This is a genomic window from Cedecea sp. P7760 (assembly GCF_013386425.1).
Taxonomy (GTDB): domain Bacteria; phylum Pseudomonadota; class Gammaproteobacteria; order Enterobacterales; family Enterobacteriaceae; genus Cedecea; species Cedecea selenatireducens.
The window spans coordinates 1-15,546 of record NZ_JACARU010000010.1 but is presented as its reverse complement, the minus strand read 5'-3'; the positions used below and the strand labels follow the sequence as shown (position 1 = coordinate 15,546).

Here is a 15,546-nt window from a genome sequence, read left to right as displayed (position 1 = left end):
ACCACTCCAGATCAACTGGATTTCAGAAAAAGAAAAACCGGCCTGTTTAGCCGGTTTTATGCTTCGCGCAGAAGGTGAATTAACGCATCGCGAGACGAACGCGCTCCAGATCTTCCGGGGTATCCACGCCAATACTTGGGATGGCTTTCGCCACGGCAACGTGAATTTTTTCGCCGTTCCACAAGACGCGAAGCTGCTCAAGCATTTCGATTTGCTCGAGCTGGCTCGGCTCCCAGCTGACATAGCGGCGGATAAAACCGGCGCGGTAGCCATAAATGCCGATGTGACGCAGGAAGGTATCGCCAATCTGTTCGCGGGAAGCGGCAAAGCGTTCACGATCCCAGGGAATGGTGGCGCGTGAAAAATAGAGCGCATAACCCTGCGCATCCATGACGACCTTAACCGCATTTGGGTTAAACGCTTCTTCCGCTGATTCAATTGGCACCGCAAGCGTCGCCATACCGGCTTTACTGTTAGCGACGTTGTTCGCAACCTGCTGAATAATCACCGGCGGGATCATTGGCTCGTCACCCTGCACGTTCACAATAACCGTGTCATCGCTGAAACCACATTTCTCGATAACCTCAGCCAGACGTTCGGTTCCGGACTGGTGATCGGGGCTGGTCAGGCAAACTTCTCCACCTGCCGCTTCGACAACGCGAGCAACTTCCGGATGATCGGTCGCGACGATAATACGCTCAGCGCCGGATTCACGAGCGCGATCCAGCACATGCAGGACCATCGCTTTACCGTTGATGTCTTTTAAAGGTTTACCCGGCAGGCGCGTGGACGCATAGCGTGCGGGAATAATGGCGACAAAACTCATGGATTGGTCTCGTCTGAAGTCAGCGTACGGGCTTCACTTTCCAGCAAAACGGGAATACCGTCACGCAGCGGGTAGGCCAGGCCATCCGGCTTGCAGATAAGTTCTTGCTTTTCCTGATTATAGTAGAGCTTGCCGTTACAGACCGGGCAGGCAATGATTTCAAGTAAACGACTTTCCATAATTACTCCAGATGAGTGCCATCAACGGCACCAGAATAGCATAAATGACTAGCCCGCCGGGGCCATTTCCCAGCCTGTTCCCCAGCTTTCTCTCAGTTCTGCAGGCAGGACGCCGAAGGTAAGCTGCGTAGCCGATTGCCAGCGTGCAAAATCGCTCAGCGCGCCACGCAGGCCTGCCTGCAAAGAATCTGTCACCTTAATGCCCTCTTCAAGGTAGAGGCTTATCACCTCCAGTTCGCCCTGTTTGCGGTGCATTTTGGCATCCATCCTGCCAACCAGCACACCTTTATGCAGCAGCGGCAGAACAAAGTAGCCATAGCGGCGTTTTTCCGCGGGGGTATAACATTCGAGGCGGTAAGAAAAGTTAAACAGCGCCTCGGCTCTGCGGCGATCCCAAACCACCGGGTCAAACGGTGACAGCACCGCGCTGTGGGTGGCATTAAGCTGATTTTGCTGCGCTTTCTCCAGCTGTGGCAACAGCGAATGATGCACCAGCATCTCGCCCAGCTTATCAACCTGAACGCGAATAACATTGCCCGATAAGAGCCAGGCTTCAACCAGGGGCTTTAAGGCCAGATTTTTCAGTCGATAGTAATCCGCCAGCCATTCAGGGCGAAAGATCCCTAAGCTACGGGCGCTGTTTTCAAGCATCTGTCGCTCAGCCTCAGCTTGGCTAACAAGATGCAGGGCATCGTCCCAGTGCGGCATAACCCGATGGGTTAAATCATAAACGCGCTGGAAGTTTCGCCGCCCGGTAACCATAACCTCCCCGGCGGTAAACAGCCCTTCGAGGTGTTTTTTCTGCGGCTTCCATTCCCACCAGCCGCCTGCGCCTTTACGCGGATGTTCAAAGTCGGCGGAGCGTACAGGGCCGTTCTCTGCGATATAAGCGAGTAACTGCCTGATGTCTTCCGCATGCTCTTTCATCCACTCAGGACGGTATTTCCAACCCATGTTTTCAGGGCTCAGCATTCGGTGGCGGATAAGCGAAAAATCTTTTTTCGGCAGGAAACAGGCTTCATGGGCCCAGTATTCAATCAGCTCGCCGTTTGCCAGCGCCCCGTCTAACCAGCCGGGTTCAAAGTGCCCAAGGCGGCTGAATAACACCAGATACGGACTGCGGGCTACGATATTGATGGTATCAATCTGGAGCAGCGACATGCGGGAGATAGCGTCGGCAACGTCAGAGGGACGCGCCCGGCGGCGAGGTTTTTGCAGCAGCCCCTGGGCCGCAAGGTGCAGATTCCGGGCTGCTCGTAATGAAAGTTGCACAACGGTCATGGCACACCTGTAATCAGCGAACAAATAACCGGTGCCGCAAAACTAACGCACCAGCCCCAATAACTCCTTGAGCAGCGTTTCAGCGAGGGGTGAATCTAGCTGCGCATCAACCGGCAAATACCACCAGTTTGCATGCCCTTCGGCGAAGGCACGGCATTTCACCGCATCTTTTTCCGTCATCATTACCGTTTGGTTAGCCGGCGCAATATTCAGCATATCCTGTTCGGTAATCGCCTGGTGATCGGCCAGCGCAACGGTTTTTACCGGCGTGATGCCGGCCTGTTCCAGCGTAGCAAAGAAACGCGGTGGATGGCCGATACCGGCCATAGCCACAACGTCGCTGAAATCCGCCAACGGGCGACGCTCACCGCTGAGAACGTTAATGGCAAGCCCTGGTTTAAGACGCATGGCAATTTCACCAGCCAGAGATTCACCGCCGTTAACGATAACGGCATCTACGCTGCGCAGGCGCCCCGCTCTTTCGCGCATTGGCCCTGCGGGTAACCACCAGCCGTTACCAAAACGACGTACGCCGTCGATAACAACAATTTCTTTATCACGAGCCAGGGCGTAATGCTGCAAACCATCGTCGGTGATAATAATTTGCGGAGCCGCAGACTTCAGCAAGGCTTTCACAGCCTCGCTGCGTTTTGGGGCAACGGCGACGGGCGCACCGGTACGCTGGAAGATAAGCACTGGCTCATCTCCGGCTTCAAAAGGTGTAGTTTGTGCGTTAAGCACCAGAGGATAAGCGGCGGCTTTGCCACCGTAACCACGAGACACCACGCCCACGCGAACGCCACGCTGCTGCAGTTGCTCTACAAGCCAGATGACGACCGGCGTTTTTCCGTTGCCGCCCGCCGTCAGGTTCCCAACCACAACAACAGGCACCGGAGCACGCCAGGAGGTACGCAAGCCTATGCGATAAGACAGGCGGATAGCGCCGCTGACCAGGCCATACAGCCAGGAAAGCGGCAACAGCAGCAGGTAGAGAGGCGATTTTCCCGACCAGATACGCTCTATCATTCGCCGAATTGCATCTTATGCAGCTGGGCGTAAACCCCGCGATGAGCCAGCAGCGCCTGGTGAGGGCCACGCTCAACGATTCGGCCATCTTCCACCACCACGATTTCGTCCGCCTGCTCGATAGTGGACAGACGGTGGGCGATAACCAGTGAAGTACGGTTTTTCTGCAGTTCATCCAAAGCGGCCTGAATAGCGCGTTCGGACTCGGTATCAAGCGCAGAGGTCGCTTCATCAAGGATCAGGATTGGGCTATCACGCAGCAGCGCACGGGCGATAGCGATACGCTGGCGCTGACCGCCGGAAAGCAGCACGCCGTTTTCACCAATCACGGTATCAAGCCCGTTATCCATCTTGCTGATGAAGTCCATGGCGTAGGCCATACGTGCGGCCTTTTCGATATCTTCGCGCGAAAACTGCTCGGTGCGAGCGTAGGCAATGTTATTGGCGATAGTGTCATTGAACAGATGAACGTTCTGGGAGACTAACGCAACCTGGTTACGCAGCGAGGCAAGGGTATACTCGCGGATGTCCTGACCATCAATCAGAATACTGCCTTTTTCCTGCTCGTAGAAACGGGTGATCAGGCTGGCAATCGTCGATTTACCGGAGCCAGAACGCCCAACCAGAGCAACGGTTTTGCCTGCTGGAATGATCAGGTTGATGTCACGCAGGGCAGGAACATCACGCCCTGGATAGGTGAAAGTAACATCGCGGAATTCAACATCGCCTTTAGAGCGTTCGATAACCAGTTTGCCACTGTCTTTTTCCTGCTCGGAATCGAGGATAGAGAACAGCGTCTGGCAGGCGGCCATTCCGCGCTGGAACTGGGCGTTAACGTTAGTCAGCGACTTCAGCGGGCGCATCAGCGCAATCATGGAAGAGAAGACGACCGTGATGGTCCCTGCAGTGAGCGTTTCCATCACGCTTGGGAAGCTTGCGGCATACAGCACAAAGGCTAAAGCGAATGAAGCAATCAGCTGAATAATCGGGTCAGAAATAGAGGAAGCAGAAACCAGCTTCATCCCCTGGTTACGCATGCGGTTGCTGACCTTGTCGAAGCGATCGGTTTCCACCTGCTGGCCGCCGAAGATGAGCACTTCTTTATGGCCCTTCAGCATCTGCTCGGCGCTGGTTGTTACCTGCCCCATGGTGTTTTGCATATTTTTACTGATATTGCGGAAGCGCTTAGAAACAAAGCGAATAGCAAACGAGACGATTGGGGCCAGCACGATTAAAATCACCGACAGCTGCCAGCTGTACCAGAACATCAGCACAAACAGGCCGATGATAGAGGCGCCTTCACGCACCACGGTTATCAGCGCGCTTGAGGAAGAAGAAGCCACCTGTTCGGAATCGTAGGTAATGCGCGACAGCAGCGTCCCCGTAGATTGCTGATCGAAGAAGGCGACAGGCATGCCCATCATATGGCTGAACAGACGACGACGCATGTTCATGACCACCATTCCCGATACCCATGAAATGCAGTAGCTGGAGACATAGCTTGTGATGCCACGCAGCACCATCAGGGCAATAACGGCCAGCGGCATCCATATCAGCACTGACGAGTCCGTTTTACCAAAACCATCATCCAGTAATGGTTTAAGCAGCGAAAGCATGTAGGTATCGCTCGCAGCATTAAGGATTAACGCAATCCCAGCCACAATCAGACCCGTTCTAAATGGGGATATCATCGGCCAGAGCCGGCGGAAAGTCTGCCACGTGGAGAGATCTTTATCGTTCTGCATTAAGTCGAACCAGCCTTTTATGAAATAGCCGCATATTCTACCCATTATCACGGGTGACGCCAAACCACTGATGATACCAACGGCGCAATATTTGTTCTCTAAAGCCAGAGATTTGCCATTTATCACCCTTTATTTCAATTGTCAGCTGCCCCGACTGCGCGGTGTCGTGCCATTGATAACCGTATTTTCGGTAGAGATCGATTATCTTTGGCGACGGTAACCTCCAGGCGTTATAGCGCGAAGTTGAAGCCAGCGCCACGCTACCGGACACCGCCCGGAGCAGCGGCCCGCTGGATGATGTTCGGCTTCCGTGATGAGGAACCTGCAAAACATCGGCTGTTAACGTTTGCCAGCGCTTTCTTAGCATAGCCAATTCTGCACTTGCCTCTATATCTCCCGTCAGCAACAGGCTAAAGCCACCCAGGCTGACCTTCACTACGCAGGAGCGATAATTTCCGGTTCCCTCATACCCTTCCGGTGGCCACAGAACATCGAACTGAATCCCCTGCCACTGCCATTGTTGGGGGCGAAAACAGCGTTCATGCCCTTTCCAGCGCAAAGGGCTACGAATACTTAGCGCCGGCCACTGCTGCTGAAGGCTTTTTAGTCCGCCAATATGGTCAAGATGTTCGTGGCTGACAATCACCTGCTCAGGCTGCAGGTTACGCCATTTTAACCACGGAATAATCACGGCTCTTGCCGCATCACCGCCTGGCCATGCATTTCCCGTGTCGTAAAGTAATGCCTTCCCTTCTCGTTCGATAACAACCGCGAGTCCATGCCCGACATCAAGCATATGAACGGCCCAGCTATTGGCATCGTTTTTACGCCAAAAAGGAAACGTCATTAAAAGCAGCACCGTTGCCACCGTCACAGAAGAACTTCGCCAAACGCCTGTCCGCCACACCATCACGGCCCACCAGGCAATGAACGCCAAAAATTGATAGCGGCGATCCACCTCCCTCCAGCCTTGAGGTAAACCGACCAAAAGTGCAAATACGCCTGCCAGCGATTTATCCGCCAGAGACCAAATCCACTCGCCAATCCCCGGTAACTCCCCAAATACCATTCCAGCCAGTATCAAAGGAACGCTAACGAACGTAATCAAAGGCACGGCGAAGAGATTGGCTGCCAGCGAGGTCAGGCTTACGCCGTGAAATAAAACCACCTGAAGTGGAATAAGCAGTAACGTGACGCCCGTTTGTAGGTAAAGCAGATCGACAAAAGGCCGAAGCCAGCGATTGATGGCCATACGCGGCAGCGGCACCCACTGATACCAAAAGATAAGCCCGCAGACCGCAAGAGCAGACAGCCAAAAACTCTCCGCCAAAATAGCCAGCGGTTCACTAAACACAATGCCGGCCACACAGCAAAGCAGGACTTCCCACGAGGACCACTTTCTGCCGCTAAGACGTAGCACCAGCCAGATCCCCATACCGACCAGGGTTCTTACGGCAGGAGGATTCATGCCCGACAGCCAGGTATAAAATAGCGCGATGCTAAAGCTCATTAACAGGGGAAAACGATAGCCGATCAGGAAGGTCGGTAGGCAAAACTGTAGCGCCCGCGCAAACAGCCAGCCAATGCCCCCGGCTAACGCAATGTGCAAGCCAGAAATTGCCATGAGATGCGCGGTGCCGGTGTAACGCATAATTTTTTTGACATCATCGCTAACGTCTATCCGCTCACCAAACCCCAGGGCAATAATGACGCCCTGCCATGGCAGATGCGCAGTGGCGTTTTTGGCTCGCTGTAGCCATTTCCCGCGAAGATTACAGCGTTCGGATAAGAGGTTGGCCTTCAGCACGCTGCCGTTAAACGGCAGAAGCTGTGAAAGCGCGTAACGCTGACCATTAAAACCACCCTCGTTAAGCTGCGAATGAACCGGGCGAAGCCTTAGCGTCATCTGCCAGATCTGCCCTTCGCAGGCGGACTCAGGCAGATTGCTATTTCTTAATACTACGCCAGGCGCAGGAAACAGATAGCGCTGGTCCAGCTTCACTATCTGTATCTCATGCCGTTTTTCACCATCGCTGCGCGTAATTCTCACCTGGGCAGTCAGCGGTTTTTGCCCAAAATCAGCAAACGCGTCCAGCATTTGCCTCGCGGCCAGAAGGCTCCAGCTCAGTAATAGAAGGTACAGCACCAGATAACGTACCCAGCGCAGGCGACCAAACATTCCGGCCAACCCCAGTGCAATAGCCAGAAGTAAAAGAATGCCATCTCTTTCCGGGATAACCGGTAGCCATAGCAGAGGAAGAGAACTAAACAGAACGGCGCCGGCAACCGCGGGTATTGAAAACACATCCACCTCCTTGTTGCAGGCAGTGTGCACCAGTCTTGTTGTAGAGTCAGAAAGTTATCAGGAGAACACGAGATAGGTTGGGCAACTTACGCCAGGTAAACAACGTTGCGCTGCCGTTGTGGATAACGGCTCGCAAAATAGCGGTACAGGCAAAAAAAATGGCACCTCATATGAGGTGCCATTTCTGCTAAATCTAAAGAATTAGCCATAAATATTGGCGCGGTCACGCAACTCTTTACCTGGCTTAAAGTGCGGAACGTATTTACCTTCCAGATCCACTTTGTCGCCGGTTTTTGGGTTACGTCCGGTGCGAGGAGCGCGATAGTGTAAGGAGAAACTGCCGAAACCCCGGATTTCAATACGTTCACCCTCGGCGAGCGTAGAGGCCATATGCTCCAGCATTTCTTTCACCGCATCTTCTACCGCTTTTGCAGGGATGTGAGATTGCTGGGTTGCAAGTCTTTCGATCAATTCTGACTTGGTCATGATTCCTCCGGTTTCCATTCAGGAAAATTAGCTTACAGCTCTCAATCGAACAAGGGCGGCCGAAGCCGCCCTGATTTTATACCCTGGCAGAAGCCGGGATACAACGCTCGGACGATTACTCGCCTTTAGCTGCTTTGAATGCTTCAGCCATTGCGTTAGAGAAGTTGCTTTCTTCCTGTTTGTTGTTAACAGTCGCGATTGCATCTTTCTCGTCAGCTTCGTCTTTAGCACGAACAGACAGGCTCACTACACGGTTTTTACGATCAACGCCGGTGAATTTAGCTTCAACATCGTCGCCAACGTTCAGAACCAGAGTTGCATCTTCAACGCGGTCACGGGAAGCTTCAGAAGCACGCAGGTAGCCTTCTACGCCGTCTGCTAATTCAACTGTAGCACCTTTCGCGTCAACTGCCGTTACTTTACCAGTAACGATAGTGCCTTTCTTGTTCAGCGCAACGTAGTTGTTGAACGGATCTTCTGCGAGCTGTTTAACGCCCAGGGAGATACGCTCACGCTCTGCGTCAACCTGCAGAACAACGGCTGCAATTTCGTCGCCTTTTTTGTATTCACGAACTGCTTCTTCGCCTGCAACGTTCCAGGAGATGTCAGACAGGTGAACCAGGCCGTCGATGCCGCCGTCCAGGCCGATGAAGATACCGAAGTCAGTGATAGACTTGATTTTACCTTCAACGCGATCGCCTTTGTTGTGGGTCTCAGCGAACTGCTGCCATGGGTTGTTTTTGCACTGCTTCAGACCCAGGGAGATACGACGACGTTCTTCGTCGATATCCAGAACCATAACTTCCACTACATCACCAACGTTAACAACTTTGGATGGGTGGATGTTTTTGTTGGTCCAATCCATTTCGGAAACGTGAACCAGGCCTTCAACGCCTTCTTCGATTTCAACGAAGCAGCCGTAGTCGGTCAGGTTGGTCACGCGACCAGTCAGTTTGGTACCTTCTGGATAACGCTTAGCGATAGCGACCCATGGATCTTCGCCCAGCTGTTTCAGGCCGAGGGAAACACGAGTACGCTCGCGGTCGAACTTCAGCACTTTAACGGTGATTTCGTCGCCAACATTCACGATTTCGCTTGGATGCTTAACGCGTTTCCATGCCATATCGGTGATGTGCAGCAGGCCATCAACGCCACCCAGGTCAACGAATGCGCCGTAGTCAGTGAGGTTCTTAACGATACCTTTAACTTCCATGCCTTCTTGCAGGTTTTCAAGCAGCTGATCGCGCTCTGCGCTGTTCTCAGACTCGATTACCGCACGACGGGAAACAACAACGTTGTTGCGCTTCTGGTCAAGCTTGATAACTTTGAACTCAAGCTCTTTGCCTTCCAGGTGCAGCGTGTCGCGAACTGGACGCACGTCAACCAGGGAACCTGGCAGGAACGCACGAATACCGTTCAGCTCAACAGTGAAGCCACCTTTAACTTTGCCGTTAATAACACCGACCACAGTTTCAGCTTCTTCGTAAGCTTTTTCCAGCGTGATCCAAGCTTCGTGACGTTTAGCTTTCTCACGGGACAGCAGGGTTTCACCGAAGCCGTCTTCTACTGCGTCCAGTGCAACGTCAACTTCGTCGCCAACCTGAATTTCCAGTTCGCCGGCTGCGTTTTTGAACTGCTCTGCAGGGATTGCAGATTCAGATTTCAGGCCCGCATCAACCAGAACGACGTCTTTGTCGATAGCAACAACAACACCACGAACGATGGAACCCGGACGGGTTTCGATTGTTTTAAGGGATTCTTCAAATAGTTGAGCAAAAGATTCAGTCATGTTTAATCTTCAAAAGTTAGATTAACGTCCATCTGGCCTCATGCCGGATGGGGTTGTTTTACATACCCGCTCACACTCCGTTGCAGCGGGGGTACTACTAATTCTGAGGCTTGTCTGCCTTTATCAGGCAACAGCCAGCTTTTGGCGGGCGTATTGTAGCGCTTTTTCAATCACTTGCTCAATACTCATACTGGTGGAATCCAGTACTAAAGCATCGGCAGCGGGTACCAGCGGCGCTACAGAGCGATTGCGGTCGCGATCGTCGCGTTCCTTTATCTCGGCCAAAAGGCGGTCAAAGTTAACACTAAAGCCCTTCTCCTGCAACTGTAGCATGCGCCTGTGGGCACGCTCTTCGGAGGAAGCATCAAGGAAAATTTTCACTGGCGCATCCGGGAACACCACGGTGCCCATATCACGGCCATCGGCAATCAGGCCCGGCGCTTCGCGGAAAGCGCGCTGGCGGCGCAGCAGAGCTTCGCGGACGCGCGGGAACGCGGCGACCTGAGAGGCGGCGTTTGCCACTTCCTGAGTGCGGATTTCACCGCTCACATCTTCCCCTTCAAGGATCACTTCCAGATTGCCGTCGGTGGAGACAAAACGAACGTCCAGATGTGCAGCAAGAGGAACCAGCGCATCTTCGGAAGCGACATCAACATGGTGATGCAGCGCGGCCAGCGCCAGGACGCGATAAATCGCACCAGAGTCCAGCAGATGCCACTGCAACGCTTCGGCCATCGCCTTACAAAGCGTGCCTTTACCGGCGCCACTTGGGCCATCAATCGTTATTACCGGGGCGGATGCCGTCATCGTTTTCTCCTCTATCGCTGGATTCGCGGGTTGTAAACGCCGCGCATTATACGCCGCAACCGCCAGGACTGTTATCTTTCCGGGCAAATATCCTCGGGAATCAGGCTGAGTGTAGAAGAATTGCGCAACGTGCGTTGTAAGGAATCGTAGAGATCGGAAAAACCGCATCAGGTGATGCGGTTTCTTAGGGGATTATGCCGGAGTACTGATACGCGCCAGCTGCTCGAAGTAGTCAGGGAAAGTTTTTGCCGTACAGCCAGGATCAAGGATAGTCACCGGCGTATCGGACAGAGCCACCAGCGAGAAACACATCGCCATACGGTGATCGTTATAGGTACCTATCTCAGCAAACGTCAGCTTAGCCGGAGGCGTAACGGTAATATAATCCTCACCCTCTTCGACTTCTGCGCCCACTTTTCGTAGTTCAGTAGCCATCGCGCTAAGACGATCGGTCTCTTTTACTCGCCAGTTATAGATATTACGTAACGTGGTCGTGCCCTTAGCAAACAGCGCCGCTGTCGCAATAGTCATTGCCGCATCAGGGATATGGTTCATGTCCATATCGATGGCGTTCAGCTCGCCGCGCTCGCAGCTAATGAAGTCATCGCCCCAGGTCACTTTCGCCCCCATCTTTTCCAGTACGTCGGCAAAACGGATATCGCCCTGAACGCTGTTACGGCCAATGCCGGTCACCTTCACCACGCCGCCTTTAACCGCACCTGCAGCCAGGAAGTAAGAGGCAGATGAGGCATCGCCTTCAACCAGGTAAGCTCCCGGCGACTGATATTCCTGCGCACCACGGATGACAAAGCTGCGGTAGTCGCGGTTTTCCACCTCGACGCCAAAGGTTTTCATCAGGTGCAGCGTGATATCAATATAAGGTTTAGATACCAGCTCGCCTTTAATAGTGATTTCGGTGTCGTTTGGCGCCAGAGGAGCCGTCATCAGCAGCGCGGTCAGGAACTGGCTGGACACGCTGCCATCGACCTCAACCTTGCCGCCGTTGAAGCCCCCACGCAGGCGCAGCGGCGGGTAATTCTCTTGCTCGAGATAATCAATCTCCGCCCCGCCCTGACGCAGCGCATCAACAAGGTGACCAATCGGACGCTCTTTCATGCGCGGCTCGCCGGTCAGCACAATGTTATTGCTGCCGAGGCACAGCGCTGCGGCCAGAGGACGCATTGCCGTACCCGCATTGCCTAAAAAGAGCTCAAGCTCGCCTTCTGCCTGCAAAGGCCCAGCCACGCCGGTGACTTCACAACGGGTGCGATCCGCCGAAAGCGTATAGCTAACGCCCAGCGCCTTCAGCGCGTTAAGCATATGGCGGACATCATCGCTATCCAGCAGATTGGTCAGCACCGTCGTCCCTTTGGCTAGCGCGGCCAACAGCAGAGCACGGTTAGAAACGCTTTTTGAACCAGGCAGATTAATGGTGCCGTCGACCAGCGCGATGGGTTGTAACGTCAGGGATTCCAGCATGGGAAAAATACTCTCAACTCAAACAGAATAAAAACCCCGCAGGCGAGCCGCGGGGCGAAATACTAGTGCAATCATTAACCGTGGCGGCGTTCGAACTCAACCATGAAGTCCGTCAGCGCTTTTACGCCATCAAGCGGCATGGCGTTATAGATAGAGGCACGCATGCCGCCTACGACACGATGGCCTTTCAGCGAATGCAGGCCTGCCGCAAAGGACTCTTCGAGGAACACTTTATCCAGCGCGCTATCTGCCAGCTGGAACGGCACGTTCATCCGGGAACGGTTAGAAGCGGCCACGTCGTTACGATAGAAATCGCTGTTATCAATCACGCCATACAGCAGCTCGGCTTTGGCCTGATTAATACGATCCATTGCGGCCACGCCACCCTGCTCTTTCAGCCATTTGAAGACCAGCCCCGCGAGATACCATGCGAAGGTTGGCGGTGTGTTGAACATGGAATCGTTGTCGTTCAGCACGGTGTAATCGATGATTGACGGGCATGCTTTATGCGCTTTACCCAGCAGGTCTTCACGCACCACAACCAGCGTCAGGCCAGCCGGACCAATGTTTTTCTGCGCACCGGCATAAATCACGCCGAAGCGGCTAACGTCGATAGGACGAGAAAGAATGGTGGAAGAGAAGTCAGCGGCAACTACGGTATCGCCAAAATCAGGCGTTTCGTCGATGGAGATGCCGTCGATGGTCTCATTCGGGCAATAGTGCAGAAACGCGCTGTTGTCAGAAACCTGCCACTCGCTCATCGGCTTGATGGCGCGCTTGCCGTCCACGGTGATTTTCACGTCGTGAGCAACAGGCTGACAGTATTTTTTCGCTTCTTTTATCGCGCTGTTCGCCCAGTAGCCGCCGTCGATGTAATCCGCGCTGGTTTTGTCCCCGAGGATATTCAACGGTACGCCAGCAAACTGACCGCGGCCGCCGCCGTGGCAGAATAAAACTTTATAGTTGGAGGGGATTTGCAGCAGATCGCGAAAATCTTTTTCCGCCTCTTCCGCGACCTGAATAAACTCTTTGCCACGGTGGCTAATTTCCATTACGGAAGTGCCCAGACCGTGCCAGTCGCACAGCTCCTGTTGTGCACGACGAAGTACTTCAGCCGGTAACATTGCCGGACCAGAACTAAAATTGTATACCTGTGTCATTTCCCCTCACCACGCCTCGAGCAATAAGTTTTTATTACATTATCGGTTTTATCATTCAGCGGCGCAGTGTTGCAACGGTTAATCCCGTGCGGGGAAGTAATGTGCGCAAAATCACACAACACAATCTCCCGGCAGGTGAAAAAATTGCCCGATTTCCGGCGGTAAGACCCAAAAACCACATCCTCACCGGGTTACAGCAATGCCACAGAGCCTGCTATGCTAGCGTCGCCTGCGCCGGGCGGAAGATAGCGTCCTACCGGTAAAACCCGTATCATTGCGCGTTTCGCGTACCATTAAAGTGAACCCCATGACCCAGACATTTATCCCCGGCAAAGATGCCGCCCTGGAAGACTCCATCGCCCGCTTCCAGAAAAAGCTGACCGACCTCGGTTTCAATATCGAAGAAGCCTCCTGGCTTAACCCGGTACCGAACGTTTGGTCAGTGCATATTCGCGACAAAGACAGCGCTCTGTGCTTCACCAACGGCAAAGGCGCGACCAAAAAAGCCGCGCTGGCATCCGCGCTGGGTGAATATTTTGAACGTCTGTCGACTAACTATTTCTTCGCGGACTTCTGGTTGGGCGACACCATCGCTAACGGCCCATTCGTTCATTACCCGAATGAGAAGTGGTTCCCACTGCCGGAAGACGATCAACTCCCTGAAGGTATCCTCGACGATCGCCTGCGTGCTTTCTACGATCCGGAGAATGAAGTTGGTGCGGGGATGCTTATCGATCTGCAGTCCGGCAATGAAGAGCGCGGTATCTGTGCCCTGCCGTTTACCCGCCAGTCAGATCTGCAAACCGTTTATATCCCAATGAACATCATTGGCAATCTGTATGTTTCCAACGGCATGTCCGCGGGTAACACGGCGAATGAAGCTCGCGTCCAGGGTCTCTCTGAGGTCTTTGAGCGTCATATTAAGAACCGCATCATCGCCGAAAGCATCAGCCTGCCGGAAATCCCGCAAGAGGTGCTGGCGCGCTACCCTGGCGTCGTGGAATCCATTAAGACGCTTGAAGACGAAGGTTTCCCTATCTTCGCTTACGACGGCTCTCTGGGCGGCAAATACCCTGTTATCTGCGTGGTGCTGTTTAACCCGGCAAACGGAACCTGTTTTGCTTCATTTGGCGCACACCCTGATTTTGGCGTAGCGCTGGAGCGTACCGTTACCGAGCTGCTGCAGGGCCGTGGCCTGAAAGATCTGGATGTCTTTACGCCTCCAACCTTCGATGATGAAGAGGTGGCCGAACACGCTAACCTGGAAACTCACTTCATTGATTCCAGCGGCCTGATCTCCTGGGACATGTTCAAGCAGGATGCGGACTATCCGTTTGCTGACTGGAGCTTCGCCGGCACAACAGAAGAAGAATTCGCCACGCTGATGGCTATCTTCAAGTCTGAAGATAAAGAAGTGTATATCGCCGATTACGAACACCTGGATGTCTACGCTTGCCGTATTATCGTCCCGGGCATGTCAGATATTTATCCGGCAGAAGACCTGCTGCTGGCCAACAACAGCATGGGCAGCCACCTGCGTGAAACTATACTTGCCCTGCCGGACAGCGAATGGGAACAGCAGGACTACCTGGATCTGATTTCTCAACTGGACGATGAAGGCCACGATGACTTCACCCGCGTGCGCGAATTACTTGGTCTGGCAACCGGGAAAGATAACGGCTGGTACACGCTGCGTATTGGCGAGCTGAAAGCCATGCTGGCGCTCGCCGGCGGTGACCTTGAGCAGGCGCTGATCTGGACCGAGTGGACCATGGAGTTTAACGCCTCCATCTTTAGCCCGGAGCGCGCTAACTACTACCGCTGCCTGCAGACTCTGCTGCTGCTGTCGCAGGAAGAAGAACGCCAGCCACTGCAATACCTGAACGCATTTGTACGCATGTACGGTGCAGAAGCCGTGGATGCCGCAAGCGCAGCGCTGAGCGGTGAAGCAGCGTTCTACGGCCTGCAGCCGGTCGACAAAGACCTGAAAGCCTTCCCGGCGCATCAGGCTTTGTTGCAGGCTTACGAAAAATTACAGCGTGCCAAAGCCAAATATTGGCAGGTAAAGTGATTTACTGACAACTTACAGGTGCGCACTGCACCGGGTCTGAGCTATATTGTGGGGCGCTTTTTGCGCCCCATTTTATTATTGCAACAATAATATTTTACTATGTAATCTTTTGGTTAATTTAGGGTAAATGATTATTTATCGACAACGGAAATAATGTTATCGAAATATAAAAATACCCCATTGTAATTAACCATTTTTGTGCGAGGAACGGGCTGGATTCAATTTTATCTATAAATATTAAAATTTATTTTTTCATGTATAATCAATTAGTTATGCTGAAAAACAGATAAAGACCTGCTTTTTCAGTGCCTATTAGCTTGGCGAGATATGATCCACATCAATTTTTACTCTATAATGCTTTGTTAGTATCTCCTCGCCGAATTAAATAAGAG

12 protein-coding genes are annotated in these 15,546 nt (G+C 53.2%); 1 reads left to right on the top strand and 11 read right to left on the bottom strand.

Annotated elements, in window-relative coordinates; all coding sequences use genetic code 11:
- Positions 1 to 79: 79 nt before the first annotated feature.
- The 11 genes from kdsB to serC all read right to left on the bottom strand — a co-directional run bounded on the left by kdsB (position 80) and on the right by serC (position 13,083).
- On the bottom strand, positions 80 to 826 hold the full coding sequence (gene kdsB, locus HX778_RS03930; RefSeq protein ID WP_176981335.1) for a 3-deoxy-manno-octulosonate cytidylyltransferase: 747 nt from the start codon (positions 824 to 826) through the stop codon (positions 80 to 82).
- A complete protein-coding gene (ycaR, locus tag HX778_RS03925; protein WP_008461191.1) occupies positions 823 to 1,005 on the bottom strand; it encodes a protein YcaR in 183 nt (60 codons plus the stop codon). The genes kdsB and ycaR overlap by 4 nt, the downstream gene beginning before the upstream one ends.
- A 48-nt stretch (positions 1,006 to 1,053) precedes the next feature.
- Positions 1,054 to 2,286 carry a winged helix-turn-helix domain-containing protein gene (locus tag HX778_RS03920; RefSeq protein ID WP_176981334.1) on the bottom strand — a complete coding sequence of 411 codons (1,233 nt, stop codon included), beginning with the start codon at positions 2,284 to 2,286 and terminating at the stop codon, positions 1,054 to 1,056.
- A 42-nt stretch (positions 2,287 to 2,328) separates the two neighbouring features.
- Entirely contained in the window at positions 2,329 to 3,312 is a 984-nt protein-coding gene (gene lpxK, locus HX778_RS03915; protein ID WP_176981333.1) for a tetraacyldisaccharide 4'-kinase, read from the bottom strand.
- Complete coding sequence (msbA, locus tag HX778_RS03910) at positions 3,309 to 5,057, bottom strand: lipid A ABC transporter ATP-binding protein/permease MsbA (RefSeq protein ID WP_176981332.1); 1,749 nt, start codon at positions 5,055 to 5,057, stop codon at positions 3,309 to 3,311. The genes lpxK and msbA overlap by 4 nt, the downstream gene beginning before the upstream one ends.
- 37 nt (positions 5,058 to 5,094) lie before the next feature.
- The gene (locus HX778_RS03905) at positions 5,095 to 7,362 is read right to left on the bottom strand and encodes a ComEC family protein (RefSeq protein ID WP_176981331.1); all 2,268 of its coding nucleotides are present in this window, start codon (positions 7,360 to 7,362) and stop codon (positions 5,095 to 5,097) included.
- 201 nt (positions 7,363 to 7,563) lie between these two features.
- The gene (gene ihfB / locus HX778_RS03900) at positions 7,564 to 7,848 is read right to left on the bottom strand and encodes an integration host factor subunit beta (protein WP_008461182.1); all 285 of its coding nucleotides are present in this window, start codon (positions 7,846 to 7,848) and stop codon (positions 7,564 to 7,566) included.
- A 115-nt stretch (positions 7,849 to 7,963) separates the two neighbouring features.
- A complete protein-coding gene (gene rpsA, locus HX778_RS03895; RefSeq protein ID WP_038474035.1) occupies positions 7,964 to 9,637 on the bottom strand; it encodes a 30S ribosomal protein S1 in 1,674 nt (557 codons plus the stop codon).
- Positions 9,638 to 9,760: 123 nt separating this feature from the next.
- Complete coding sequence (gene cmk, locus HX778_RS03890; protein ID WP_038474038.1) at positions 9,761 to 10,444, bottom strand: (d)CMP kinase; 684 nt, start codon at positions 10,442 to 10,444, stop codon at positions 9,761 to 9,763.
- A 192-nt stretch (positions 10,445 to 10,636) separates the two neighbouring features.
- On the bottom strand, positions 10,637 to 11,920 hold the full coding sequence (aroA, locus tag HX778_RS03885; protein ID WP_176981376.1) for a 3-phosphoshikimate 1-carboxyvinyltransferase: 1,284 nt from the start codon (positions 11,918 to 11,920) through the stop codon (positions 10,637 to 10,639).
- 77 nt (positions 11,921 to 11,997) lie between these two features.
- Positions 11,998 to 13,083: a 3-phosphoserine/phosphohydroxythreonine transaminase gene (gene serC, locus HX778_RS03880; RefSeq protein WP_038474040.1), complete on the bottom strand. Its 1,086-nt coding sequence runs from the start codon at positions 13,081 to 13,083 to the stop codon at positions 11,998 to 12,000.
- A 307-nt stretch (positions 13,084 to 13,390) separates the two neighbouring features.
- On the opposite strand from serC, the gene ycaO reads away from it, so the two are divergent.
- Entirely contained in the window at positions 13,391 to 15,154 is a 1,764-nt protein-coding gene (ycaO, locus tag HX778_RS03875; RefSeq protein ID WP_038482815.1) for a 30S ribosomal protein S12 methylthiotransferase accessory factor YcaO, read from the top strand.
- Positions 15,155 to 15,546: the final 392 nt, after the last annotated feature.